The sequence below is a fragment of the Pseudomonas fulva genome, from assembly GCF_023517795.1.
In the GTDB taxonomy this organism is placed as follows: Bacteria; Pseudomonadota; Gammaproteobacteria; order Pseudomonadales; family Pseudomonadaceae; genus Aquipseudomonas; species Aquipseudomonas fulva_D.
In genome coordinates this window covers 4,302,722-4,327,152 of record NZ_CP082928.1, presented here as the reverse complement: position 1 = coordinate 4,327,152, position 24,431 = coordinate 4,302,722, and the positions used below count along the sequence as shown (strand labels likewise).

The window sequence follows — 24,431 nt, the reverse complement described above, 5'->3', positions numbered from 1 at the left end:
GACAACGGAGGCCTGGGCTGAAACCGCAACCCGCATCTTGCCGCCTACCCAGGTTTCCGGCTCCGTCGAAGAGCGCGCCAGCTACAAGGCCGAAGCGCTGACGGTAGGCACCAAGAGCGCCCTGGCACCGATCGACATTCCGCAGTCGGTCAGCGCCATTACCCGCACGCGCATGGACGACCAGAACCTCACCACCATCGGCGATGTGCTCAACGAAGTGACCGGGGTATCCGTGGCGCCCTGGGACTCCATCACCCAGCAGTACTATTCCCGCGGCTACAGCCTGGACATGGCCTACGACGGCGTACCGGTGTACGGCGGCAGCTCGGGAATACAGGAATACGACATGGCCATCTACGAGCGCGTGGAAGTACTGCGCGGGCCGGCCGCGTTGTTCATGGGCTCCGGCAGCGGTGGTGGGCTGGTCAACATGGTGCGCAAACGCGGGCTGTACGAGCCCGGGGTATCGCTGACCACCTCGGTCGGCTCCTGGAACAACCATCGGGTCATGGTCGACGCCGGCGCACCGCTGGATGCAGACGGCCGCCTGCGCAGCCGCGTGGTTGCTGCCTGGCAGGAACAGGATTACTTCTGGGATGTGAGCCACAAGGACAAGTGGCTCGGCTATGCCACGCTCGACTACCAGCTCACCCCAGACACCGTGGTATCGCTGACCGGCAGCCACCAGGAAGACCATATGGACTCGCCGAGCATGGGCCTGCCGGCCTACACGGACGGCCGCTTTCTCGACGTGCCGCGCTCGACCCACGTGTACCCCGAGTGGGCACGCTTCGCCTATGAAACCACGGAAATGGCCCTGGACCTCGAGCACGCCTTCGCCAACGGCTGGCAGCTCAAGAGCAAGCTGATCCAGCGCACCCAGGACAAATTCTGGAAGGATGCCTTTCCCGCACCAGGGGCAGGCGCAGGCGTCGATCCGGACAGCGGCATGATCGCCCGCTACAACCGCCGCAAGAACGATGGCGACACCGAGCGCAACGCCTTCGACCTATACCTCACCGGCCCCTTCTCCGCGCTGGGCCGAAACCACCATGCCACCCTGGGCTACAACCAGGATCGCCAGGCGAACCAGTCGCGCAGCGTCAATGCGGCGGCCTTTTTCCGGGTGCCGATAAACGATCCGGACGTCGTTCCGGAACCCGACTTCGTATTTACCAACGGTTCCGAGAACGAGACCACCCAGCGGGGTATCTACGGGCAGTTGCGCCTGTCCCTGACCGACCCACTGACGGTGGTGCTCGGCGGGCGCAGCAGCGACTTCGAATACCGCAGCCGTAGCGTCGCGCCCTCCACCCCCAGCGCCTGGAACGCCTCGCGCAAGGAAACCGGCGAGTTCACCCCCTACGGCGCGGTGATCTACGCCTTCACCGATAACCTCAACGGCTACCTCAGCTACTCGGACCTCTTCATCCCCCAGGCACAGCAGACGGTCGGCGGCACCAGCCTGGAACCAAGAATCGGCGCGCAATGGGAAACCGGTCTGAAGGCCTCGTTTCTCGACGGCGCGGTGGACGCCTCCGTTGCGCTGTTCCGCACCAACGACACGAACCGGGCCATGAGCGACCTGAACAACCCAGGCTTCTTCGTTTCGGCTGGCGAGGTGCAGGTGGAAGGCTGGGAAATGGAAATCAGCGGCAAGCCCAGCGACAGCCTCAACCTCTCCATCGGCTACAGCTACCTGACCAGCCAGTACCTCGAGGACCGCTTCCTGCCCGGCGAGAAGTTCTCGCTCTACGAGCCACGCCACTCCCTGAAGACCTACGCCAAATACCGCCTGCTGGACGGCGGCCTCAAGGGCCTGTTCGTGGGGGGCGGCCTGCATATCAGCAGCGGCACCGATGGCAGCAGCGATACCCCGCTACGCAGCCAGGGCGGTTATGCCCTGGCCAGTGCCCAGGTCGGTTATGAATTCAGTAGCAAGACCTCGCTGGCCCTGATGGGCAATAACCTGTTCGACCGCCATTACTACGCACGGGTCGGCAACCTCAACACTTACAACACCTATGGCGAACCGCGAAGTTTCGCGTTGGTGATGCGTACGGCGTTGTAGCGGTTGCGAGGGATCAAGGGGGTAGCTTAGTGTGGATCCGTGGGACGCAAGAACACCTTAGGCGTTGCCTTGCTTGAGCGACCAGTGACTGGCTGCTATCGGCGGCGGATTCAATTGGTCAACGCAACACCATAATTCCTGTGTAAGCAGGTAGGAGTGTTGCAGATGAAGCAAAGACCTCGAATCTATTACACCGAAAGCCAGAAAGCGCTGATGTGGGCGCACTGGAGAAGAGGAGACTCTCTCCAGCAGATCGCCCAGCTCTTTGATCGCAACCACTCCTCGATACAGCGCATTTTGGCGCAGACAGGAGGGATACGACCGCCGATACGTAAACGCTCAAGGCTCGCGCTTACGATGGCAGAGCGTGAGGAAATATCGAGATCTCTCGTTGCAGGGCATTCGATTCGCCTGATTGCTCTACAACTTGGCAGAGCGCCCTCGACAGTTAGTCGGGAGATAAGCCGCAACGGCGGGTTGCATCACTATCGAGCCAGCTATGCAGATCAAGCTGCATGGGATCGAGCCTGCCGCCCTAAGGTCTGCAAACTTGTCCAAGCTCCGCAGTTAGCGCAACTTGTGGCTCAGCGGTTGCAGATGCAGTGGTCACCAGAACAAATAGCTGGTTGGCTACAGCGTACTTACCCAAATGAGCCGAGCTATCACGTGTCCCACGAGACGATCTATCGCAGCCTTTTCATACAGGCACGTGGCGCCTTGAAAAAAGAGCTGCTTGAGCATTTACGGCGCACTCGAGCCATGCGTCGCTCACGCCATCACACCCAAAAAACAGATAACCACGGGCAAATTCTTGATACGGTCTCTATCAGTAAGAGGCCCGCTGAAGTAGCTGACCGTGCTGTACCTGGTCATTGGGAAGGTGACCTACTGTGTGGCAGTAAGAACAGCCAGATCGCCACGCTTGTCGAGCGTCACAGCCGCTATCTGATGTTGGTGAAAGTAGCCGGCAAAGATACGGCTACGGTAATCGATGCGCTTATAGAAAATGCTCAAAAGCTACCTCAAGAGCTTTATCGATCTCTGACCTGGGATCGGGGCAAAGAGATGGCTGCGCACAAGCGATTTACCTTGGCAACGAACATCCAAGTCTACTTCTGCGACCCCAAGTCCCCATGGCAACGTGGCTCAAACGAAAATACGAATGGGCTGTTGAGGCAGTACTTTCCCAAAGGCATGAATCTATCTGAGTACTCTCAAGACAAGCTCGATGAGGTAGCAAGACTATTAAATGAGCGACCACGTAAAACACTCGACTTTGCGACTCCTGCCGAGTGCTTTAATCAGTACGTTGCGTCGACCGGTTGAATCCGCCGCCAAAAGTGGACATTGAACGCAGAGCTCCCTCGTCGGGAAATTCAGACTTTTATAACCAATAAAAGTACCGGTTATCGAGGTGATACAATTCGAGGATGTCGGATTGCAAATGCTTAACAAACATCGATTGACTGCTCCGGATACCCCTGCGCGCAGCGGATTCAAATTATACCACTGGAAAATCTAGGTGATCAATGGAACTGAGAACACGCGTCGATACACTAATAGATGCCGAACTTGAAAAAAACATTACCTTGCTGGGCCCAACAGAAGAAACTCTCAAGTTTTTGTTCGAATTAGTAGAGCAGCAATATAGTCGCGGCGACTTCCGAGCAGGCGAAAGCTTACGTCCCGCTCTCGATATTTATACGTCGAAGATAATTAAGGGTCTCAAACCTGAATCCACTTTTTCCTGCCTAGGGACGTTTGATTGGTCAAGCATTTTTTCCTTTTCATCGGCTTACTATGATCTACGCGACCTTATTTATCTATCGTACGATAATCCAGAGTCTGTTGAGTGGTCTGAAGCCAACTCAACTATAACTATCACGCTTCGGGATACTAGCTTCACTGAGCAGATCGTCTATGAGCATCACCTATTCGCACTCAGCTCAGCCGTTCTCCCTAGAGAAAAGCCTTTATCGAGAGATGAGTTATACGGACTACTCAGCACAACCGACCGCTGGGATCATGCCAACCCTGATATGGAAAAAATACTGGCCCATGTTACATCCGAAACTAATATAAAAATAGAGCACTTTTTTTCTTACGTACCTGAAAGTAGTGAGGCTAGCCTCGGTGACTACAGCTATTGTGAGTTTTACAAGGTTTATCACAACCTCTTGCTGTTTTCTATGTATGAAAGATACCATGCCTCTGCCAATCAGCTTTCATGCGTTATTACCTTGGCCGAGACTGAAATAAGCGAGCATATAAGTAAAGTTACTGAAGTCCCCCTGGGGAATTGCGTGACTATCCTGAAGGATATTTCCAGCAGTTCACGCGGCACTTTTAACTACTTGCCATCTCAACAAAAGTATCTTTTGTTGCCTTTTAGCTTCTCTTTGAAAGATGGCATATCGTCCATGCTAAAGCAGTATGCCAGTAGAGATAGCGATCGATTCTCTGGTCAATTTGCCATCATCATTGGCGACGCGTTGGTAGAGGAAATATCCAAGCTTTTTTCTCAGTTTAGAAATTTTAAAACCGAAAAGGAAATCCTCCTCCAGAACTACGATCCATCCTTACCAGACATTGACGTTCTTGCATTGTCCTACGAACCATCACTAGGGTTTCATGCATTTGTCTGCGAGGTAAAAAATAACCTGCCTGCGACGTGGGCCAAGGAATATCTGAAAACGAAAGGCAAAAAAGGCGCCATCACAAAAGCGTTAGAGCAGGCTCAAAAACTAAAAAACTTCCTGAAAACTTCTCAGGGCATAGACCTCTTGCAAGGGCTCATTCAGAAGAAATTTTCTCATCTTGATTTCCAAAAGCTTTTCCCTACAGGCTATTGCATTACGATCGACTTCCTGATTGTTACCTCGCAAAGTATGGGAGTATTTTTCCCAGATCGCGCAACCGCCATACTGAACAACACTATGCTCAAACACATCGTATCCCGAAGCGATGGCGATACAAAATTTATCTTGTGGCACCTTTGGAACATGCAGCGGTACATCACCGCTACCTACGAAGAAGGACATGGCTCGCTTCATTTAGAGGCCGTTACGATAAAATTCAGCACTCCTCGCATCAAAAGCTACATCAATATTGAGCAAAACAGCTACCTTTCCGATGGCCAACTTGAAAGTTTGGAAGAGGAGTCGCTGAGGACAGGCTATCGATTCATCGACACACTCGATATCTCTGATGTGCCCGATCACCAGAAATTTCTTATTACTGTGCGTTAGTTTTTAGTTAGGCATCTTTCTGCTGGCGCGCTCGTGAAGATTCCCGCTCTGGGGGAGCAATTACGGCCATAGTGATATGGTTTACCCGAAAACGGATTGAGCTATTTCACCGGTTCAGGTAATCAACGTTCACGGGCGAGCTCTTCTGTTCGTGACCAGCAGACGTTTGCTCCGGGCCTGACCGGTTGCATTTGGCCAGAAGCGGCCTTCCAATACGCAGATGTGCTAGGCGGCGCGCGGCTGGCATAAACACTGTTGGCGGCGCCTAAAGCGTATGCGCTTCGCTTGATTTTAAGTAAGGGCTCGAACTTGGCCCCCCTCCTCAGTTATTTCAACTCCATGTTCAGTTGCTTGAACAGTGAACACATGACGTGCATTTCGCTGAACCTTTGAAGAAGAAAAAAACCCATATTCCGTCGGTTTTTCAAATTCGTAGTGCACACGGATTTTATTTATTTTTTGCTCTTTAAATATTTTTCGAAGGCTTTTCTCAAGCTCTGCTAGCTCATTTTTTTTGTTTCTGTTTTGGCCTGCCGCGTCAAAATAAAAGATAAGGCATTTTTCGAGGATCTTACCCTCCAGCTCCACGCCAACCTCATCTGTCATGGCATTTGCAAACGCGAAGTTGAGCATGGACATCTCGTCGCTCGCCCGCGTGATGACCTTGAAGAGATTGAAGTAGATAAACGAATCCCGGCTATCGTCCGCCAGCCTATGGAGCGTATCGCTGAGCCCGGTATGCCCGCCATTCGTGGGCCGTGACTCAGGGTTCTTCGTATAACCTACGTATTCGACGCGGCTATCCAAGCCAAGGGAAATATCCGTGGCCTCTAGGAAGTCGTGGATCGAGAGCGTGACCTGGTCGCCCCGCGCGTCTGTGATGGTAATGTATTTTTCGCTTAGTTCTACCCTCGGGTTGCAGAACCTCTGGCGTTGCACGTCAAAAAATTTGCAGCGAATAGTTTTTTTCGTTCGCTCTCGCCCTATCAACACGTGCAGCTTGGTGGCCCGAGTGAATGGATTATAGGAAGTCGCTTTTGCGGTATTAAACCGAACCCGCTCTCGGGAGCAAATCAAGTATACGAAACGCTTTTCTAGCTCGGCCTCGACTTCCGCTTTCACGCGCTTGAGATAATCCACAATCAGTTGCCTGGTATCGAAGTATTCGGCCACCTCTTGGGGGTTTACTACCAAGTCATACCAATACATGTGGTATCGCTGCAATTCGACGACCCACTCCTTTTCCGCATTTCTATAGGCCTCAGTCGTGGCCACAAAAGAAAAGAAGCCTCTGTTCATTGATGCTCGCTAGGTTAAATTTGCCTCTCGCTACAGGCGTCGCGATAGGAGGACGGGGCACACAGCCAGCGCTGGATCTCGCTGAAATATTGCTGCCCGAGACGGCACACCGTCCAGCCTACCGTATTCTTAATTGTCAGTGAAGCGAAGTGGATGACTTGTCCAGCTTCGGCCAATAGCGGACACTAACGTTTGGTTAAGGGGCCGGCTTTAGCCGGTCCCGAGTGAGCGCAGCGAACGGCTTGAACCAGTTGTTAGCTTCTGATATGCAGGAATGAGCATAGGGTCGCGGGGGGAAGCACCAGATACCCAGCGCAAGGAGAGAGGCTTTTGTTACCCAGTGAGACAAGACAGCATGAGAAGTTTTCACAGCGGTATTGAACAGCACATTGAACTTGGCCATAAAGACCTCCTTGATTGACGGAATTGAACCGTAGAGCGGATTGTTGATGATGAGTGTTACCCAGAAATCATAAGCAACGACTAACAGCAAAAACCACTCTCCCGCGCTCCTATGCTCACTCCATTTATACACTCCTACAGTAATTAATTCTTAACATAGAAGTCTGTTACAGACCCCCCATGTATTGCACTTTCGGCCAACCGCTTTTCGGAAGGCTTTAAATAAGGCTGTTGAGTCAAACTACGCTGTTGGCGCAACACTGCGAACGGCTTCTTCTAGCGCTTTGCGCATCTCAGTACCTAGATGATCAACGATCTCTTCAATTTGAACTTGGGCCATTGGTTTCTCCGTGATTCTCGATGAGGAAGCTAACCATAAGTAGGCGACAGAAGTGGCGTAATAAATTACGCCACTTCTGTCGCATAACGCTCCCTGTCCCTGCGTAACCCCTTGATCCCATTAAGTTGAACGTCTGAAGCGTGACAATGAATCATGGAGCAGAAGCGACAAGACCTGCTCCGAGGCTACGTAATCGCTGGGTAGTGTGTCTATGGTCGGGTATGGATTAAGCGCTCCAACCTGTGAGCGTCCGCTCCTGGCCGACTGCTGCTGGTCGCGAGTGGCAGGATACGCCCCTTCGCAGTCAGTCGTAGAAAATCGTGGACAATAAAGCGTTGTCCACCCTACATAGCTCTGAAGTACGTGCAAGGTGGTATACAGAGAAGTGTTTTCCACCAACGGCTACCCAGGCCACCGCGCTTACACACTTAGTCGATGCATCCGCATGCGGTGCAGACGCGATACTCTTTTAAATATAACCCTTGGCTACAAATTTTACAGTTAGAAAAAGGGCGGTTAAGCTCTTCGAACTCAGCCTGAAATGAGCTTATGTACAAGTCAGACACCCCCATATTGCAAATATCATCGTAGCTGTATTTGCTTTCACACTCAGCGCAGCAAAAACTTACTTCTTCTGCCGCTCCTGGTTGAGTTGGCTGCACAAGGGGCGACGAGCAGCTAATACAGCAAAATTCCAAGAATATTTTTTTGATAACTTCGTGATGGAATTCTAGAAGCTCTATGGCTCGAGAGTTTTTTTCAATTTCATAATCATATACCTCGTAGGCATGCAGAAGGATCTGCCAAGCTTCGTCACCAAGTACTTCCCTAGCATCTAGATTTAAATTTTGCGATAAAAATCGACTGATTATTATAAAGCAGTCCGCCAATAGCTCAGAGATTTCATCTTCGGACAGATGACTAAAGAAATGCTCTATCTCATTGCGATGCTTGCTGATACGATCAAATATATTCCACTCGACATGAACTCCAAGAGATTTAAATCGACTTTTAATTCCAGCAACATCAATAGTTTTGCTACCAACCCCCTTCCAGATCACCGCTCCCTGAGAATCTATAGTAGGCGCGACACTTTGTTTGATCAAAGCCGCATTGGTTTCCTTTCCGCTTAATAAAAATAACTTGTATTTGAAGAGTAGTAAAATACCTGCGTAAATATTCCTAACACTAGAGACTAATCGCTCATCAGATTGATAGTCATCTAGACCAATTTGAATTGAGCGAATGGCGTTATCTAGTAGGCTCACCAACCAATTCTCCACTAAACGTATTGAGCGAAATGTATCGGACTTTACTAGCAGGCTCCGATATATGGCACTGCATATATAGCTGCTTCTTGTGGATAGTGGCAGCTCCAATCGAAGCTACTCTCATCTCATTCAGGCTTGGAGATTCTCTCCCTTACAATTGCAGAATGTTTCATCTTTCCCTTTGTTGCTGTGACCGTCTGCGTAGTCGTCAGAACCTCAAGCTTTATCTCAAAGTCGTCACTGTAAGGCCTGCTTTGAAAGAGACGGTTTAGATGCTCAGCGAACTGCTCTGCCAGCTCACGACTATCGAGATAAAGCGTCTTGTATGAGAGCCGGCCAGTAGGTGTCGAATACAAGCCTTTCACAACGTCGTCGTCCCGATAGTGACCATCACGTAGGTTCGAAGGAACCAATCTACTGGGAATTTCGACTCTAATCGTGGCGTACTCGACAACCGACTTGTTCTTGAAGTCCCCAGCATTGCGCAACTTTTTGTGCTCCATGGCTGATCATCCTTTCTGGTTAGATGCAGAGTGCCAAAGCATTTGATGAATAGCTACTGTCTGGCAGCGGTCATTACGATAGGCAGCTATTGGCCGATAGCGGCCCGTGGTTACTAGCTGCAATCGGCCAAATGCGGTCGCTCAAGATCATTCTAAACCTCGTAAAAGTTCGCTTGTTACAAACCCCACCCCGCAATGATCGCAGTAAAAACCATCTACTAGCTGCTCGAGCGGTGTCGCATTCAGGAGGGCGGGCTTGCATTCATCAACCGCTAGCTGATCCAAGCGTTGGTAGCCTACTTTTTCTTCCCCATCGAAACGTTTCTTCGGGCTTGCTGCTCCAATCAGAATTCTTTTTGATCTGACATGCTGGAAGGAGCCACAGCGTGGACAGGACTCAATCGGGTTAAGGTTCATGGCATGACCTGAGGCTAGGTACGTCTGAGAGTAGTGGCTCTGTCATTCTTTTTCATCCACAAGCGCTCACAGATAACTCGCCCATGAAGGGGCAGCTCCTGGCCGAAAGCAGCCAGTCATAACGTCGCTGCCCAAACTTGCCTCCTCCCTCCCCCCCACGCTACAGTCCCACCCGTCACGGTAAATCCCGTGACCGGGTGTGGTAGCCCGATTCACACGAAGGCGCGGTAGCGCCATAGCCGAGAGCAGGCGCTTTTTTGTGCCTGTTGCTTTCTCGTGCAGTTATGGCGGGCCGTGTGAGGCAGGCTTCGGCCTGGCCGGCCTTCCTTCGTGAGTCGGTCTACCACCCTTGCACGGTCCGCCTCCATATCGTGTGGTAGCGAATGGAACGCGGCTCCTTAAATTCACGAAGGAGCATAAGGAAAATGCACTATCCCCCTTTTACCCAAGGGCACCGCCCTGGGCTGCACGTCGTCTTGTCCGCCTCCATTCTGGAGGTGCCGCATGAGCCGATCTGAATCCGTCGTTATCCCCTTCCCTACACCGCCAAACCCACTGCTCAGCCATGTGGCCGATGATTATTCGGTGCTGGCCGCCGCCGAGTACCGGGCTGCGCTGCTGGCCAAGTTGCTCAGGCGTATGCCGGAGCAGGAGCTGGCGGATATCAGCAACGCGATGCTCAGCGAGCTGGTGGTGCTGTATCGCCAGGCCATCAACCAGGCGCAAGGGAGGGCCGGGCATGAGTGAACGCCAACAACACTTCGCCTACCTGCCGGCCCATGATGGCCACGAGGCGGCCACCTTCGGCTTGAGCGAGAACTGCCAGGCGAGCTTCACCCACGGCGCCCAACAGGCCCAGGCCTGGCTGGACGACGGCAACAGCGGCTGGCTATGGACGGGCCTGCTGCTGGAGCGCCAGCAGTTCCCGGCCGGTGCGCAGCGCCATGCCTTCGAGCTGGGCTTTCTCAGCCGTATCCACCAGCGCCTGTGCTCGCCCCTGGGTGGCGGGCACCTGGCCAGGCGAACGGAGCTGCGCCTGTAAGCCGGCAAGCGGTGGGCTGCGGTAGGTAGCCCACCGCTTGCTGCTCGCTCGGGTATCGGCGCCGCCATCCAAGCGCTAGAGTGAGGCAGCTCTTTTCCCGAGGTGGATATGCCGCGTAACGATCCGGGGTGCCGATGCGCCAGGCACAAGCCAGGCCATTGCAAAGGGGTACTGCTGGCCCTCTCGCTGTTGGCAACGGCCTTATATGGCGGGCTCTGCAGCGCCAAACCCTATGTACTGCGCCTGGGCCAGGAGGCGCCCTATCACTTCCTCGCCTACGCCAATGCCGATATGACGGGCGCCAGCCAGGCCTCACGGGCCGTGGTGCTTGTGCATGGTGTGCGGCGCAATGCCGACGACTACTTTGAAACGGGCCTGCAGTTGTTGAGCAGGGCCGGCCTCGATGGCCGCGACAACCTGCTGCTGTCGCTCAACTTCCTCACCGCCGAGGATCGCCGCGCCGCTAAGGACATGCCCCTGTGGGCGCGGGACAAATGGATGCATGGCACGGCCTCGGAGCAAGGCCGGTCGGGCATCGAGGCGTTCGCGGTGCTGGATGATGTGCTGGCGTACCTGGCGGATCGCAAGCGCTTCCCCGCGCTGGAAGAGGTGGTGCTGATCGGCCATTCGGCCGGCGGCCAGCTGATGCAGCGTTACGCCGTATTGGGCCAGGGTGATGCACACCTGGCGAGCCAGGGCATTGCGGTGCGCTACGTGATTTCCAGCCCGTCTTCGTATGTGTATCTCGACGGCAACCGCGTGCAGGCGGGCACTGTAGGACCTGCTTCTGCTGCCGACTGCCCGGACTACAACCGCTACCGCTACGGCCTGGAGGCCGCACCGCCTTACCTGTCGCGCCAACACCTGAGCGCCGAGCAGCTGTTTCGCCGCTACGCCGCGCGCGACGTGACCCTCATGGTCGGCGAGCACGACAACGATCCCGGGCATCGTGTGCTGGACCGTTCCTGCGCCGCCGCTCTGCAAGGCCCCAATCGGCTGCAACGCCAGCTCAACTACCTGCGCTACGAGGCCTTTCTCTCGCAACAGTGGGGCGTCGCCATCCATCACCCGCAGATCACCGTCGCTGGCGTGGGGCATGACGCGGCCAGGCTGCTCACGCGGGATGTCGTCGCCGAGCGGTTGTTTCCCAGGCATTAGCGCGTAGGGCCGACCGGAACGCCGGCCCTGTTACAAGCATGTCGGCCATGGCTTAGCAGCCGCCTCGCCTTCTGGCCGCCCTGCTAACCGGGCAGTGACCGAATGGCTGCAAGCAGCCCGTCGACTGCTCACGGTCGCTCGCTGGCGAACCTTGAACAAGCCGACGGGATCAGAGGCGAACGCTTGGCCGAGGGCTGCACTGTCGGTCGACAGTGCTCCAGCCGCTGTCACTCCTTGGTCAGGTCAACCAACGGTGTCTGCCGCACCTCGGTCTCCCGCCCATCCTGAATCGCGCTCACCTGCTTCAAGGCCTTGTCCACCGCCGCCTTATCCGCCAGCAGGCTGTAGCGGATGTGGAACTGCTTGTGCTCCTTGGGCCCAATTGTCGGTACCAGGTTCAGCGGCCGCTGATAGCGGCGGTTGTAGGAAAAACTCGTCCCCGGTTCCAGCCCCGTGACGTAGCCCTGGCCTTGGGTATCGGTGTTCTTCCACAGGGAAAATACCGGCAGGGTCTGGGTATTGAAGCCGACCGCAACGCCCAGGCTGCCGGCCTTGTTATGCAATACGGTCAAGGTATCGCCCTTCGCATCGGCATACGGCACCAGGTTGTAAACCGTTTCGTCGTAGTCCCTGGTCGGTGCGCGGTAGGTTTGCCAGTCGGGCAGATCGCCCTTGGCCTTGTCGTTGAACGGCGACACCTGCTTGACCGGCGCGGCGAAACGAGCGCCCTGCTCCAGGAACGGGGTGCTGAAGTTGCTGTGATACAGCGCCTGGTATTCCTTGGGATAGTCGCCGTTGTTGGTCAGGGTGTCGTTGAGCGCGAACGCGACGCTGCCGGGTTCGGTGACCAGTTCGGTCACGACCGAGAAGTCGACCTTCTTGAACGCCTGCTCTTTCAGTTCGCCGCGCAGGGTGATGGCGTAGGGTGGTTTTTCATCGATATGCAGGGTGACTTTGCTCGCCGGAATGTTGGCAGCTCGACCGTGCAGGGTCAGCAGTTCGCCGTTGTCGACGCCGGGGTGGCCGACCCATTCGTATCCGCAGCGGGTGACCAGTTCATTGAAGCCTTCCAACCAGCCCAGGCCACCGCGGCCATTGAGTTCGATGAAGGCCGGGTTGACCACTTCCTTGACCGGAGAATCCCAACCCATGCGCACATCGCCGACCGAGGCCTGCAAGACGTTCATTCCGCGAGTCGGCACGACTGAGAGCTTCATCGTGCCGTTATCGATGTCGACGATGCTGACGCCCTCCTGCCGCCCGCCGTGCAAGGTGCGCAGGCTAACGCTGAAGGGTTTGTCGGTTTTTATGCCGAGTTGCTGGCTGGTGATCTGCCAGCTCTGGGCGGCCTTGTCGGTGTCGAGCAGCACGTAATCCCAGGCCATGGCGTGGGAGGCGGCGGACAATGCGCTGAGGGCAACGAAGAATTTGCGTGGGGTCATGGGAGCAGCCTTTCTTGAAGTTGTGCCATTTTTATAGACTTGATGAAACGTTTCAGCAAGCTAAAAGATCGACAGCTACGACGGGCTCGGCACTGAGCGCAGGGCACACGCCTAACCTCGCCGACAGCTCCTGGCTGCCTCCCCCAACAGGCTCCTGCCGGCCGGAAGCAGAACCTAGGGCGGACCGGAACGCCGGCCGCCCGTAGCGCCAGCGAACGGCCGCCTGCCGGGACAAAAAGGCGTGCTGCTTCGCGAACGGAACGCCGCCCGGTATGCCCACACCCTCAGCCCACCGGCCATTCACTGCCGAAGGGGCCGCCCTGCTCGCCCGACGTTTCACTAGCAAAGGCGGCGCCTTCGATGTGGTACAGGGTCGGCTCTGCCGAGAAGCACGGCTCCAGGGCCTGCATGAACAGCTGGTGGTCGTCACTCACTTCGAAGCGCTGCGTGTGGTCCTCCAGGGACCGCCAGCGCACGATCAGGTTGAAGTGCAGCGGGTTTTCGATGCCTTGCGCGAGCAGGTGGCCGCCGTAGCCCTGGGCCCGGCAGAGCAATGGCACCACCTCGGCGAATGCCTGCCTGAAGCGTTCGAGGTGTTGCTCGTGGATGGGCAGCAGCGCGATTTCATAAACCATGGGCACCTCCTCAGCGTGGGTTCGACGGTTGGGTGTGGGTGCCCGAGTGCGCCTCTGGCACCACGGCGATGGCGATCTTGCCGCGCAGGCCGTTGTTGGGCGTTTCCAGCAGCGCATGGGCCAGCGGAATATCGGCCAGCGAGTACACCGCACCGAGGTGTGGCCGCAGCTGGCCGCGCTCGATCAAGGCGCTCAGCTCATTGAGCTTGCCGCGGTTCTGCCGGGTGAACACGAAGTGGTAGCTGGCGTTCTTGCCCCAGGCCTGCAGGAGGTTCTGTGGCAGCGCGATGTCGACGATCGATATCACCCGGCCGAGTTGGGCGAGTACGTCGGGGCTGCGCGCCAGGGTGTCGCCGCCGATGGTGTCGAACACCACGTCGACGCCCTGCCCGCCTGTTTCCCGCAGGATGGCCTGGGCGTAATCCTCCTGTGCGTAGTCGATCACCACATCGGCCCCCAGGCTGCGGGCGAATTCGAAGTTGGCTTCACGTACGGTGGTGAACACCTTGGCGCCCATGGCCTTGGCCAGCTGGATCGCCACATGGCCGACGCCACCCGCCCCACCGTGAATCAGCACGCTCTCGCCCACCCTGAGCGCCGCGCGCACCACCAGCGCTTCCCATGCGGTGCCGCCGACCAGGGTCAGGCTGGCCGCCTCGAGATGGCTCAGCGAGGAAGGCTTGCTGCCGACGATGCTTTCGTCAGCCACGTGATACTCGGCATAGCTGCCGGGGCCCTCGAAGATCTGCGGCGTGTACCAGACTTCGTCGCCCGGCGCGAAGCCCGTCACGCCCGGCCCGACCGCTTCGACCACGCCGGAAACGTCGTGCCCGGTGATCGCCGGTAGTGGCACCAGGTCGGGATAGTCGCCACGGCGTACCTGATAATCCAGCGGGTTGATGGAGGTGGCGTGCACCCGCACCAGCACCTGCCCCGCTTGCGGCACGGGTTTGGGCACCTCGACCAGCTGGAATGCTTGCGGGCCGCCAAAGGCGTTGAGTATCTGCGCTTTCATTGCTGATTCCTCGTTTCTGGAAAAAGGGATATCGGGATTTTTCGATATATTGAGACAAAAAATTTACGACGATTTCGCTCCGCGCTCAGCCCATGGCAAGCCCTCACTTCGATAAAAAGGAATATCGGGATTTACCGATATTCAGGAATGAAGAAAAACTACAGTTCCTTGCCTATCAGCTCGGCCAGCGCGCTGATGGCTTTCTCGTTGCGCTTGTAATAGGTCCACTGCCCGATGCGCCTGACTTCCACCAGGCCCGCTCGCTGCAGCGTCGCCAGGTAGTCGGACACCGTCGACTGCGACAGCCCCACCCCTTCCTGAATGCTGCTCACGCACACCCCCACCGTGTGAACGTCGCCTTCATCCTGTGGCGGGAAGTTCTTCGCGGGATCCTTCAGGCCCTTGAGAATCTCAAGGCGCGTGCGGTTCGAGAGTGCTTTGAATACGTCGATCAAGTCCATGGCGCGATAATATCGAGATTTACCGATATGTCAATCTAAGGATTCTTCTGGCGACTGCCGTCGCTCTGGTGTGCTACACGCCTCGCCACAAACGCAAAGGGCCCCGGTTCATCTCGAACCGCGGCCCCTACCCTGTTCACAGCGGCGCCTAGGGTGGATCGGAACGCCGGCTGCTCGTAGCGCCAGCGAACAGTCCACCTGCCAAGACGGCTTCGCGAACGCAACGCTGCCAGGTACGCCCTAGCAACCTTAGAGCCTGTTCAAAGTCTCGCGAGCTAGAGCAATGCAAGGCCTAGGCGGCCCCACAAAAACAGGCGAGGACGCGGAGTTTACGAGCTGTAAATGAGCAGCCCGACTGGGCTGGCAATCCAGCCTGTTTTTAACGCCGCAGTGCCGACGCGCAGCAGACTTTGGACAGGTTCTTACACTCAAATCAACGGCATACCGCCAGCGCCACCGCTCTGGCTCGCCAGGCAAACCCCAGCACCATCAGCAGCCCCAGCGCTGCCATCGCCGCGCCGGCCAGGGAGATCGCCGGGTAGCCCAGCCCGGCGCTGATCACCGCGCCGCCCAGGGCGGCACCAACGGCATTGCCCAGGTTGAAGGCGCCGATGTTCACGGCCGAAGCGAGGTTGGGAGCGTCCTTGGCGGCTTCCATCACGCGCATCTGCAGCGGCGGCACGATGGCGAAGCTGGCGATGCCCCAGATGAGGATGGCCACGGCGGCCGGCAGCGGCCAGCGCATCAGCACGGTAAAGGCCAGCAGCACCAGAATCAGCGCGCCCAACGAAGCGATCAGGGTACGGTCGATGGAGCGATCCGCCGCCTTGCCGCCCCACATGTTGCCCAGGGTCAGGCCCACCCCGTAGAGCACCAGCATGGCGGTAATAAAGCCGGTGGAGGCATGGGTCTGGGTGCTGAGGATCGGCGCGATGTAGGTGAACACGGTGAACATCGCGCTGGAGCCGACCACGGTCAGCGCCAGCGCGGCGAGTACCGGGCCACGGCCCAACACGCGGATTTCGGCGAGCACGCCATCGCTCTTCGGCAGCTCGACGTTGGGCAGGGCGAACCACAGCGCGAGCATGGTGAGCACACCGAGGCCGGCAATGCCCCAGAACGCCGTGCGCCAACCGAGCAACTCACCGAACCAGGCAGCCAGCGGCACACCGCCGATGGTCGCCAGGGTCAGGCCCATGAACATTGCCGCCACCGCGCCGGCCCGTTTGTCCGGGGCGACCAGGCTGGCGGCGACCACCGAGCCGACGCCGAAGAAGGCGCCATGGTTGAGCGAGGTGACCACCCGGGCGATCAGCAGGCTGGTGTAGTCGGTGGCCAGGGCGGACATCAGGTTGCCGAGGGTGAAGATGGCCATCAGCCCGATCAGCAGATAGCGCCGGGGAATCCTGCCGGTGGTCAGGGTCATCAGCGGCGCGCCGATCAGCACGCCGATGGCATAGGCGCTGACCAGCAGGCCGGCGGCGGGAATCGACACGCCAAGGTCACTGGCAATGCCGGGCAACATGCCCATGGGGGCGAACTCGGTAACGCCGATGCCGAAGGCACCGATGGCGAGCGCGACGAGAGGTGGATTGATACGCATGAAGGGCTCCTTATCTATGCCGCAAATGCTACGATCCCGCTCTCACGGGCGGTAGACCGCTTTTCTGGCAAACACCTTTGCTGCAGAGGCACAAATGGACGTAGGTGGCCGATCAGGCGAGATGGAAGTGCTGGTGCGCGTGGCGCAGGAGGGCAGCCTGTCGGCGGCGGCACGCACCCTGGGCATGACGCCCTCGGCGGTCAGCCGTATCATCGCCCGCACCGAGCAGCGCCTGGGCACCCGCCTGCTGCTGCGCACCACCCGGGCGATCACCTTCACCGCCGAAGGCGAGGCCTACCTGCGTGGCGCCCGGCGCATCCTCGCCGACCTGGCGGAGGTCGAGGACGCCATCGCCGACCAGAGCGTGCCCAAGGGCCGCATCCGTGTCAGTGCCGCACTTGGCCACGGCCGGCTGGCCATCGTGCCGCTGGTGGCGGCGTTCAGTGCGCGCTACCCGAATATCGTCGTCGACCTGACCCTGGGCGACGAGGTGGTGGATATTCTCGGCGGCCAGGCCGACGTGGCGGTGCGTTTCGGCCCGCTGCCGGACAGCCCGCTGACCGCGCGCAAGATCGGCGACACCGGCCAGATCGTGGTGGCCTCGCCCGATTACCTGGCGCGCCACGGCACGCCCCAGGCGCCGGAAGACCTGCTGCAGCACAACTGCCTGCGCTTCAACTTCCGCCGCGCCGAGCCCAACTGGCCCTTCGTACGCGACGGCGAAGTGTTCTCCCTGAAGGTGTGCGGCAATATCGAATGCAGCAGCGGCGAGGCCCTGGCGCAGCTAGCACGGGTGGGTGCCGGCATCGCCCGTATCGGCGCCTTCACCGTCAATGAAGACATCGGGCGCGGCGACCTGGTGCAACTGCTCGAGGCCTTCAACCCCGGCGAACGGGAACCGATTCACGCCGTGTTCGTCGGCGGCCCGACGATGCCGGCGCGGGTGCGGTTGTTCGTGGATTTTTTGATCGAGCATCACCGGCTGTAAGCGCAGAACTGATCGCTCCTGATGCTCCAGCGTGCGAGCGATCCTAACCTAGAGTTGAGTGGGCTGATGGCTGCCCCGCCCTTGTGGGAGTGCGCCATGCGCGCGAGTTACGGGCATGGCCCGTTCCCACAGGCCGCACTGTGGATCACGCTCTAATGATTCAGCGCCACGACCACCCCATGGTGGACGAATAAAGCGTCGTCCACCCTACGCACTCGGCATGCGCCTTTCGTGGGAGGGCGCCATGCGCCCGAAAACACGGGCATGGCCCGTTCCCACAGGCCGTACAGTTGAATCACTGTTCTAGGTTTTGTACGAAAAGTACTGACGCATGCAACGCAGGCTGCAGGCCAGCGTGACCATGGCTGAAAAGCTTCTCGCCAGCTTGTCGTAGCGAGTACCTATTCTGCGGTTCTCTTTCAGCCAGCCAAACATCCGCTCAATGATGTTCCGCTGCCGATACTTTGGACGATCAAAGAGTCGGGGCAGGCCAGGCCGAGGCTTGCGGGGCATGGCACGCAGCGGGATCACCGGCTGTATTCGGTAGCGGTCGCAGTAATGGCGCAAGTGTTGCGCGTCATAGCCTTTGTCAGCCAGTAACCAGCGACTGCGTTTGCGTGGACGCCCCGGCTTACCGGGAATTCGCACCTGATCCAGCAACGGCTGGGCATGAGCGATATCGCTGGTTTGCCCCGGCGAAAGAATGAAGCGTAATGGAACACCATTGGCGTCACAGATCATGTGAATCTTGGTAGTAAGGCCGCCTCGACTACGCCCCAAAGCATGATCTAGCGGTTCTTCAGGCCCCCTTTTTTCCCGGCGCCTGAAGAGGCTCGGGTTGCACGTATCGCAGTGGAATCGATCATCCAGGTGTCCAGATCAATCAGTCCCTCCCGGTTTAATCGGATGTGCAAGCGCTCCAGTATCCGGTCGAACGTACCGTCGTCGCGCCAGTCACGAAAACGCTGATACACCGTCGACCAAGGCCCAAAGCGTTCCGGCAGATCACGCCAGGCAGCGCCCGAGCAGAGGATCCACAGGATTGCGTGGAGTACCAGACGATCATCACTGCGTGGGCGACCCATCTTCTGCTCTGGAGAAACCAGATCCTTGATCAATTCCCACGATGCGTCGGTGAGTTCGTAACGCTTTGCCATGCGGGCCTCCAGCCAATCATGGCGGCAATTTTACCCGTACCGACTTTTCGTACAAAACCTAATGATTCAGCACCACGCCCCCCATGGTGGACGAATAAAGCGTCATCCACCCTACGCACTCGGCATGCGCCTTTCGTGGGAGGGCGCCATGCGCCCGAAATCACGGGCATGGCCCGTTCCCACAGAGCGCACTGTGGATCACGTTCTAATGATCCAGCGCCACGACCAAGCCCCTGCCGGACGGGTTCCCAGTGCCCTGCCCGCTACCGATTCAAGCACAGCACGAACAGCAGATACAGCCCGAGCGCCACCACCGGCAGCAGGTGCCAGAGGTTGGACAGCCAGGGCGCCGCGCTCAGATAACCAACCACCAACAGGCCGGCGGTGGCCAGGGAGATGCCGGGGAGCAGCAGCATCAGGCTCGACAGCAGGCGGTCCTGGAACGGGGTCAGTTCACTGTGGTTGGCGATGGCCGAACCGGAGAACACCACGATCAGGCCTTGCAGGCCCGCGAAGACGATCTGGGCGATCACGCCGATGATCAATGCCGTAAGCGACATGGTCGATTCCTTTCATTCACCCGGTTGCAGGTTGGCCAGCAGCTTGCCGGTGAGCGCATGCAGCTGCTGTTTTTCCGCGTCACTGAGGGCGGCCAGAACGCGCTGCAGGTTGGCAACGTGGGCGGTAAGCATGTTGTCGATCAGTTCGAAGCCCGCCGGCGTCAGCGCCACCAGGATGCCGCGACGGTCCGAGGGATGCTTGCGCCGCTCGATCAGCCCGGCCTTCTCCAGGCGGTCGATGCGGCTGGTCATGCCACCGGAGGAAATCATCGCGCTTTCGTACAGGGCGGTGGGCATCAGCGCGTAGGGCTCGCCGGCGCGGCGCAGGGTCGCGAGCAGGTCGAACTCGCCGGCCTGCAGGCCGTGGCTGGCGAAGAACGGCGCCAGATGGTCGCGGCTGATCACCTGGGTCAGCTCGCCGAGCCTGCCCATCACCGCCATGGCGAAGCCGTCCAGATCCGGGCGTTGTTCACGCCACTGCTCGGCAGCCAATTGTGCTCGATCCTGCATGTCGCCCTCGATTTATCTTGCCATCAAGATACTTTTCAAAAAGAATGTTTGCATCTTATCGTAAATCGGCTTTGGAGACAGGCATGAGACAGCCCCTGCAGCGACCCTACCTGGCGCTGCTTCTGCTGCTGGTGATCGGCGCCCTGATGGGCCTGACCAGCAACCTGGTGAAACTGGCCGGCCTGAATGGCTGGCAGCCCCTGGCCTTCCTGCTGTGGAGCCTGATCGGCGGTGGCCTGGCGCTACTGGTGCTGGTACGCCTGCGTGGCGAGCGCACGGGCGTAACGCCGCCGTTGCTGCGCTACTACCTGATCGCCGGGTTGATCAGCATCGCCCTGCCCAATGGCCTGCTGTTCGCCTCCATCGGCCATGTGGGCGCCGGCTTCGCGTCGATGTGCCTGGCCTTCCCGCCGCTGTTCACCTACCTGATGGCCCTGGGGCTGCGCATGGAGCCGCTGAGCCGCATTCGCCTGCTGGGCATCGGCATCGGCCTGGTCGGCAGCGTGCTGCTGGCCCTGGGCAAGCTGCAGGACGGTAACGCGCCCCGCCTCTGGGTGCTGGCCGCGCTGTCGATCCCGCTGTTCCTGGCCATGGGCAATATCTACCGCTCGCGCTACTGGCCGAGCGGCGCCAGCCCGTTGTCCCTGGCACCGGGCATGCTGCTGGGCGGTGCCCTGCTGCTGTTGCCCATAGGCCTGCTGGGCGTCGACCTGGCGCCGCAGCTGGGTAATCACACCGCCGTGCTTCTGCTGCTGGTGCAGATGGCGCTGTTCGCCATCGTCTACGCGCTGTTCTTCGTGTTGCAGAAGCTTGCCGGCGCTGTATTCCTCAGCCAGATCGGCTCGGTGGCCGCCGTGCTCGGCGCCGCCATGGCCATCGGTCTGCTGGGTGAACAGGGCAGCCTGTCGATGCTGCTGGCCGGGCTGTGCATCGTCAGCGGCGTGCTGCTGGTGGCCTGGCGCGGCGCCCAGGAGAAGGCGCAATGAAACGCCAGACCCTGTTGCTGCTGGCGATCATCCTGCTGGGCCTGAACCTGCGCCCGGTGCTCGCGGCGGTGGGCCCGCTGCTCGACCGCATCCAGCTGGACACCCAGCTCGGGCACGTGGGCGCCAGCCTGCTGACCAGCCTGCCGATCGTGATCATGGGCCTTGGCGCCCTGGTGGCCACGTTCTTGCGCGGGCGGCTCGGCGAGCGACGCGGCATCTGGCTCGGCACCCTGCTGATCGCCCTCGCCTGCCTGGCCCGCGGCCTGCTGCCCAGCGCTACGCCGTTGCTGCTCAGCGCCCTGCTGGCCGGCGCCGGTATCGCCTCTGTGCAGGCGTTGCTGCCGGGGTTGATCAAGGCGCGCTTCAGCCATGATGCCGGCCGGCTGATCGGCTTCTACAGCTGCGCGATCATGGGTGGCGCGGCCTTTGGTGCGGCGCTCACGCCCTGGCTGGCGCAATGGCTGGGCTGGTCCTGGGCGCTGGCGGCCTGGGCCGTGCCGGCCATCGTCGCCTGCCTGGTATGGTGCCGCGCCGCACCGGCGGACCAACCCGCTGCCGCCCATGCAGAGGCGCCATTAAACCCCTGGCGCTCGCCACGCGCCTGGCTGCTGATGGCCTTTTTCGGCGTCGGCACCGCGGGCTATACCCTGGTGCTGGCCTGGCTGCCGCCCTACTACACGTCGCTGGGCTGGAGCGCCGCGTCCAGCGGCCTGCTGCTGGCCGCCCTGACCCTCTGCGAAGTAACCGCCGGCCTGCTGGCCTCGAGCCTGCTGGCGCGCTGCCCGGATCGCCGCGTGCTGTTGGGTTTCGTGCTGGTCTGCCTGCTGCTCGGGCTGATTGCCCTGGTGGTCGCGCCGCTGGCGCTGGTGGTGGTGATCTGCGTGCTGATCGGCATCGGAATCGGCGCTCTGTTTCCGCTGTCGCTGGTGGTCGCCCAGGATCACCTCGATGACCCGCGCCAGACCGGCGACCTGCTGGCCTTCGTGCAGGGCGGCGGCTACCTGATCGCCGCCACCTCGCCGCTGCTCGCCGGCCTGCTGCGCCAGTACACCAATGACCTGCGCCTGAGCTGGCTGATGATGGCCGCCGCCACGCTGCTGTTGATGATCATGGCAATGCGCTTCAAACCGGGCAGCGGGCACTTCCGCACCCACTGATAAGTCAGCGCGCTTCGCGCAGGTAGGCGACCACCGCGGCCTCGTCGCCGGCGAAGACGATACGCTCGGCCTTGCTGTCGCGCTGGTAGGCGTACATGGGGTCGTAGTATTCGCGCAGCAGCCCGGCGATCCAGTCGCGGTGAAAGGCCACGGCGCCGCTGCGCTGCTGGGCGCCGAGGGCGTCGACCATGATCGCCCGCAGGCGCTGGTGGCGCTCACCGCCCAGGCGCTTGTGGATGTTGTCCAGGCTCTGCAGCAGGCGCGCGGCGAACAGCTCGAAACCGCGCTCCTCGCCGTTGACGGCGATGAACTCGGCGCACAGGTCGATCACGTAGTCGCGCAGGATGCGCTCCACCCGCCCCTCGAAGCTGTCTTCCAGCCACACCAGCGGGTAGGTCTGCATGCCCTGATACAGCGACAGCGGCACGTTGCAGCTGCCGACGATGCGCCCTTCGTCTTCGATCACGAAGCGCTCGATGCCCGCCGCCCGCTTGCGCAGGATGTCCACGGCCAGGGCGTTCTCGAAATCGATCTGCGCCGGCTGCCCGGTGGCGCGCTTGCCGAAGCTGGAGCCGCGGTGGTTGGCATGGCCTTCCAGGTCCAGGCCATCGGGCAGCTGGGCCAGCACGTCGGTCTTGCCGGTGCCGGTCATGCCGCCGACCACCACGAAGCGGCACTGCGCCACGGCTTCTTCGAGGGTGTCGAGCAGGAAGGTGCGCATCGCCTTGTAGCCGCCGGTGATGCGCGGGTAGTCGATGCCCGCCTCACGCAACCACTGCTGGACGATCTGCGAGCGCAGGCCGCCGCGAAAGCAGTACAGGTAGCCGTTCGGGTTGGCGCGGGCGAAGGCCGCCCAGGCCTCGACCCGCTCGGCCTTGGTCTGCCCGCCGACCAGCTGGTGGCCCAGCTTGATGGCCGCCTCCTGGCCGTGCTGCTTGTAGCAGGTGCCGACCTTCTGGCGTTCCAGGTCGGTCATCAGCGGCAGGTTGACCACACCGGGGAACGCGCCCTTGGTGAATTCCACCGGCGCGCGGGTATCCATCATCGGTACGCCATCGAGGAACAGGGCACGGAAGTCGCGGGCATCCTCGCGCATCAGAACACCTCGACGGCGTGACGCTGTCGTTCCACCAGCACGCCGATGGGCGCCAGGTGCAGGCCCAGCTCGGCGGCCACGGCAAGAAACTCGGCCTCGCCCGCTTCGCTGACGGCGATCAGCAGGCCGCCGCTGGTCTGCGGGTCGCAGAGCAGGTCGCGCTGGCTGTCGCTCAGGGCGGCGATGCGCTCGCCGTAGCTGTCGAAGTTGCGCAGCGTGCCGCCGGGCACGCAGCCCTCGGCCAGGTAGTGCTCGACGCCCGGCAGGCGCGGCACGGCGGCGTAGTCAAGGCGGGCGGTGAGGCTGGCGCCGTCGGCCATTTCCACCAGGTGGCCAAGCAGGCCGAAGCCGGTGACGTCGGTCATGGCGTTGACGCTGGCCAGCTTGCCGAAGCGGCTGCCCGGCTTGTTGAGGGTGCACATCCAGTCGCGGGCCAGGCCCACGTCTTCGGCGCGCAGCTTGGCCTTCTTCTCGGCGGTGGTGAGGATGCCGATGCCCAGGGGCTTGGTCAGGTACAGGGTGTCGCCGGCCCTGGCGGTATCGTTGCGCTTCATGTGCTGCTTGCTCACCACGCCGGTCACCGCCAGGCCGAAGATCGGCTCCGGGGCGTCGATGGAGTGCCCGCCTGCCAGGGGGATGCCGGCGGCGTCGCAGACCGCACGGCCGCCACGGATCACCTCGCGGGCGACCTCTGGCGGCAGCAGGTTGACCGGCCAGCCGAGGATGGCGATGGCCATCAGCGGGTCGCCGCCCATGGCGTAGATGTCGCTGATCGCATTGGTGGCGGCGATGCGGCCGAAGTCGAAGGGGTCATCGACGATGGGCATGAAGAAGTCGGTGGTCGACACCACGCCGCGGTCTTCATCGAGGGCGTAGACCGCCGCGTCGTCGCGCGAGGCATTGCCGACCCACAGCTTGGGGTCCAGGTTCTGTGCGCCGCTGCCCGCCAGGATCACGTCCAGCACCCTGGGGGAAATCTTGCAGCCGCAGCCGGCACCGTGGCTGTACTGGGTCAGGCGGATCGGCTCACTCATGGCAACGCTCTCATCAGGGAAAACAGGCGGCGGATT

At 59.7% G+C, this 24,431-nt stretch carries 23 protein-coding genes; 9 read left to right on the top strand and 14 right to left on the bottom strand.

Translation table 11 applies throughout. The annotated features are described in order from the left end of the window. The first annotated feature begins 37 nt into the window (after positions 1-37). The 3 genes from K8U54_RS19965 (at position 38) to K8U54_RS19955 (ending at position 5,319) form a co-directional block, all read left to right on the top strand. Complete coding sequence (locus K8U54_RS19965; RefSeq protein WP_249907436.1) at positions 38-2,071, top strand: TonB-dependent siderophore receptor; 2,034 nt, start codon at positions 38-40, stop codon at positions 2,069-2,071. Between the two features lie 165 nt (positions 2,072-2,236). Next, positions 2,237-3,397, top strand: a complete 1,161-nt coding sequence (locus K8U54_RS19960; protein WP_249906380.1) for an IS30 family transposase — start codon at positions 2,237-2,239, stop codon at positions 3,395-3,397. A 203-nt stretch (positions 3,398-3,600) separates the two neighbouring features. Beyond that, entirely contained in the window at positions 3,601-5,319 is a 1,719-nt protein-coding gene (locus K8U54_RS19955) for a hypothetical protein (protein WP_249907435.1), read from the top strand. 291 nt (positions 5,320-5,610) lie between these two features. Here the strand turns inward: K8U54_RS19955 and K8U54_RS19950 are convergent, their stop codons facing one another. The 4 genes from K8U54_RS19950 to K8U54_RS19935 form a co-directional block, all read right to left on the bottom strand. Continuing rightward, the gene (locus tag K8U54_RS19950) at positions 5,611-6,618 is read right to left on the bottom strand and encodes a hypothetical protein (protein ID WP_249907434.1); all 1,008 of its coding nucleotides are present in this window, start codon (positions 6,616-6,618) and stop codon (positions 5,611-5,613) included. 1,170 nt (positions 6,619-7,788) lie between these two features. Continuing rightward, complete coding sequence (locus K8U54_RS19945) at positions 7,789-8,628, bottom strand: hypothetical protein (RefSeq protein WP_249907433.1); 840 nt, start codon at positions 8,626-8,628, stop codon at positions 7,789-7,791. A 128-nt stretch (positions 8,629-8,756) separates the two neighbouring features. Continuing rightward, on the bottom strand, positions 8,757-9,134 hold the full coding sequence (locus tag K8U54_RS19940) for a hypothetical protein (protein ID WP_249907432.1): 378 nt from the start codon (positions 9,132-9,134) through the stop codon (positions 8,757-8,759). A gap of 147 nt (positions 9,135-9,281) precedes the next feature. Next, positions 9,282-9,551: a hypothetical protein gene (locus K8U54_RS19935; RefSeq protein ID WP_157139337.1), complete on the bottom strand. Its 270-nt coding sequence runs from the start codon at positions 9,549-9,551 to the stop codon at positions 9,282-9,284. Positions 9,552-10,055: 504 nt separating this feature from the next. Between K8U54_RS19935 and K8U54_RS19930 the strand changes: the two genes are divergently transcribed. The 3 genes from K8U54_RS19930 (at position 10,056) to K8U54_RS19920 (ending at position 11,751) form a co-directional block, all read left to right on the top strand. Then, the gene (locus K8U54_RS19930; protein ID WP_249907431.1) at positions 10,056-10,298 is read left to right on the top strand and encodes a hypothetical protein; all 243 of its coding nucleotides are present in this window, start codon (positions 10,056-10,058) and stop codon (positions 10,296-10,298) included. Beyond that, positions 10,291-10,593, top strand: coding sequence for a LasR-specific antiactivator QslA (locus K8U54_RS19925; RefSeq protein WP_249907430.1), 303 nt, complete (start codon positions 10,291-10,293; stop codon positions 10,591-10,593). The genes K8U54_RS19930 and K8U54_RS19925 overlap by 8 nt, the downstream gene beginning before the upstream one ends. A gap of 189 nt (positions 10,594-10,782) precedes the next feature. Then, positions 10,783-11,751 carry an alpha/beta fold hydrolase gene (locus K8U54_RS19920; RefSeq protein WP_249907429.1) on the top strand — a complete coding sequence of 323 codons (969 nt, stop codon included), beginning with the start codon at positions 10,783-10,785 and terminating at the stop codon, positions 11,749-11,751. A 227-nt stretch (positions 11,752-11,978) separates the two neighbouring features. On the opposite strand, the gene K8U54_RS19915 is transcribed toward K8U54_RS19920, so the two are convergent. The 5 genes from K8U54_RS19915 to K8U54_RS19895 form a co-directional block, all read right to left on the bottom strand. Next, positions 11,979-13,193: an aldose 1-epimerase family protein gene (locus tag K8U54_RS19915; RefSeq protein WP_249907428.1), complete on the bottom strand. Its 1,215-nt coding sequence runs from the start codon at positions 13,191-13,193 to the stop codon at positions 11,979-11,981. A gap of 284 nt (positions 13,194-13,477) precedes the next feature. Further along, positions 13,478-13,828, bottom strand: a complete 351-nt coding sequence (locus K8U54_RS19910; RefSeq protein WP_249907427.1) for an antibiotic biosynthesis monooxygenase family protein — start codon at positions 13,826-13,828, stop codon at positions 13,478-13,480. A 10-nt stretch (positions 13,829-13,838) separates the two neighbouring features. Further along, entirely contained in the window at positions 13,839-14,843 is a 1,005-nt protein-coding gene (locus tag K8U54_RS19905; protein WP_249907426.1) for a zinc-dependent alcohol dehydrogenase family protein, read from the bottom strand. Between the two features lie 158 nt (positions 14,844-15,001). After that, positions 15,002-15,304, bottom strand: a complete 303-nt coding sequence (locus tag K8U54_RS19900; RefSeq protein WP_070885386.1) for an ArsR/SmtB family transcription factor — start codon at positions 15,302-15,304, stop codon at positions 15,002-15,004. Between the two features lie 433 nt (positions 15,305-15,737). After that, the gene (locus K8U54_RS19895; protein ID WP_249907425.1) at positions 15,738-16,907 is read right to left on the bottom strand and encodes an MFS transporter; all 1,170 of its coding nucleotides are present in this window, start codon (positions 16,905-16,907) and stop codon (positions 15,738-15,740) included. A 94-nt stretch (positions 16,908-17,001) separates the two neighbouring features. Here K8U54_RS19895 and K8U54_RS19890 point away from each other — a divergent pair, with 94 nt between their 5' ends. Then, positions 17,002-17,895, top strand: coding sequence for a LysR family transcriptional regulator (locus tag K8U54_RS19890; RefSeq protein ID WP_249907424.1), 894 nt, complete (start codon positions 17,002-17,004; stop codon positions 17,893-17,895). Between the two features lie 303 nt (positions 17,896-18,198). Here K8U54_RS19890 and K8U54_RS19885 read toward each other — a convergent pair. The 3 genes from K8U54_RS19885 to K8U54_RS19875 form a co-directional block, all read right to left on the bottom strand. Next, a protein-coding gene (locus K8U54_RS19885) for an IS5 family transposase (protein WP_249906677.1) occupies positions 18,199-19,052 on the bottom strand; the annotation gives its coding sequence in 2 pieces (ribosomal slippage) (positions 18,199-18,704 and positions 18,704-19,052; 855 coding nt in all). 263 nt (positions 19,053-19,315) lie between these two features. Next, positions 19,316-19,612 (bottom strand): hypothetical protein, encoded by a 297-nt coding sequence (locus K8U54_RS19880; RefSeq protein ID WP_249907423.1) that lies wholly within the window; start codon positions 19,610-19,612, stop codon positions 19,316-19,318. 12 nt (positions 19,613-19,624) lie between these two features. Then, positions 19,625-20,122, bottom strand: a complete 498-nt coding sequence (locus tag K8U54_RS19875; protein WP_249907422.1) for a MarR family winged helix-turn-helix transcriptional regulator — start codon at positions 20,120-20,122, stop codon at positions 19,625-19,627. Positions 20,123-20,205: 83 nt separating this feature from the next. Between K8U54_RS19875 and K8U54_RS19870 the strand changes: the two genes are divergently transcribed. Further along, positions 20,206-21,108, top strand: coding sequence for a DMT family transporter (locus tag K8U54_RS19870; RefSeq protein WP_249907421.1), 903 nt, complete (start codon positions 20,206-20,208; stop codon positions 21,106-21,108). Then, a complete protein-coding gene (locus tag K8U54_RS19865; protein WP_249907420.1) occupies positions 21,105-22,265 on the top strand; it encodes a cyanate transporter in 1,161 nt (386 codons plus the stop codon). Before K8U54_RS19870 ends, K8U54_RS19865 begins: the two co-directional genes overlap by 4 nt. A 4-nt stretch (positions 22,266-22,269) precedes the next feature. Here K8U54_RS19865 and mnmH read toward each other — a convergent pair whose 3' ends face one another. After that, positions 22,270-23,361, bottom strand: a complete 1,092-nt coding sequence (mnmH, locus tag K8U54_RS19860; RefSeq protein WP_249907419.1) for a tRNA 2-selenouridine(34) synthase MnmH — start codon at positions 23,359-23,361, stop codon at positions 22,270-22,272. Further along, positions 23,361-24,395, bottom strand: coding sequence for a selenide, water dikinase SelD (selD, locus tag K8U54_RS19855; RefSeq protein WP_249907418.1), 1,035 nt, complete (start codon positions 24,393-24,395; stop codon positions 23,361-23,363). Before selD ends, mnmH begins: the two co-directional genes overlap by 1 nt. Positions 24,396-24,431: the final 36 nt, after the last annotated feature.

What these genes read in the sequence shown, in the direction of transcription:
- K8U54_RS19890 (WP_249907424.1), top strand. Translation starts at nt 17,002, where the DNA reads ATGGACGTAGGTGGCCGATCAGGCGAGATGGAAGTGCTGGTGCGCGTG.
- K8U54_RS19910 (WP_249907427.1), bottom strand. Translation starts at nt 13,828, where the DNA reads ATGGTTTATGAAATCGCGCTGCTGCCCATCCACGAGCAACACCTCGAA.
- K8U54_RS19925 (WP_249907430.1), top strand. Translation starts at nt 10,291, where the DNA reads ATGAGTGAACGCCAACAACACTTCGCCTACCTGCCGGCCCATGATGGC.
- K8U54_RS19935 (WP_157139337.1), bottom strand. Translation starts at nt 9,551, where the DNA reads ATGAACCTTAACCCGATTGAGTCCTGTCCACGCTGTGGCTCCTTCCAG.
- K8U54_RS19950 (WP_249907434.1), bottom strand. Translation starts at nt 6,618, where the DNA reads ATGAACAGAGGCTTCTTTTCTTTTGTGGCCACGACTGAGGCCTATAGA.
- mnmH (WP_249907419.1), bottom strand. Translation starts at nt 23,361, where the DNA reads ATGCGCGAGGATGCCCGCGACTTCCGTGCCCTGTTCCTCGATGGCGTA.
- K8U54_RS19895 (WP_249907425.1), bottom strand. Translation starts at nt 16,907, where the DNA reads ATGCGTATCAATCCACCTCTCGTCGCGCTCGCCATCGGTGCCTTCGGC.
- K8U54_RS19905 (WP_249907426.1), bottom strand. Translation starts at nt 14,843, where the DNA reads ATGAAAGCGCAGATACTCAACGCCTTTGGCGGCCCGCAAGCATTCCAG.
- K8U54_RS19870 (WP_249907421.1), top strand. Translation starts at nt 20,206, where the DNA reads ATGAGACAGCCCCTGCAGCGACCCTACCTGGCGCTGCTTCTGCTGCTG.
- K8U54_RS19880 (WP_249907423.1), bottom strand. Translation starts at nt 19,612, where the DNA reads ATGTCGCTTACGGCATTGATCATCGGCGTGATCGCCCAGATCGTCTTC.
- K8U54_RS19915 (WP_249907428.1), bottom strand. Translation starts at nt 13,193, where the DNA reads ATGACCCCACGCAAATTCTTCGTTGCCCTCAGCGCATTGTCCGCCGCC.
- K8U54_RS19900 (WP_070885386.1), bottom strand. Translation starts at nt 15,304, where the DNA reads ATGGACTTGATCGACGTATTCAAAGCACTCTCGAACCGCACGCGCCTT.
- K8U54_RS19940 (WP_249907432.1), bottom strand. Translation starts at nt 9,134, where the DNA reads ATGGAGCACAAAAAGTTGCGCAATGCTGGGGACTTCAAGAACAAGTCG.
- K8U54_RS19930 (WP_249907431.1), top strand. Translation starts at nt 10,056, where the DNA reads ATGAGCCGATCTGAATCCGTCGTTATCCCCTTCCCTACACCGCCAAAC.
- K8U54_RS19955 (WP_249907435.1), top strand. Translation starts at nt 3,601, where the DNA reads ATGGAACTGAGAACACGCGTCGATACACTAATAGATGCCGAACTTGAA.
- K8U54_RS19960 (WP_249906380.1), top strand. Translation starts at nt 2,237, where the DNA reads ATGAAGCAAAGACCTCGAATCTATTACACCGAAAGCCAGAAAGCGCTG.
- selD (WP_249907418.1), bottom strand. Translation starts at nt 24,395, where the DNA reads ATGAGTGAGCCGATCCGCCTGACCCAGTACAGCCACGGTGCCGGCTGC.
- K8U54_RS19865 (WP_249907420.1), top strand. Translation starts at nt 21,105, where the DNA reads ATGAAACGCCAGACCCTGTTGCTGCTGGCGATCATCCTGCTGGGCCTG.
- K8U54_RS19875 (WP_249907422.1), bottom strand. Translation starts at nt 20,122, where the DNA reads ATGCAGGATCGAGCACAATTGGCTGCCGAGCAGTGGCGTGAACAACGC.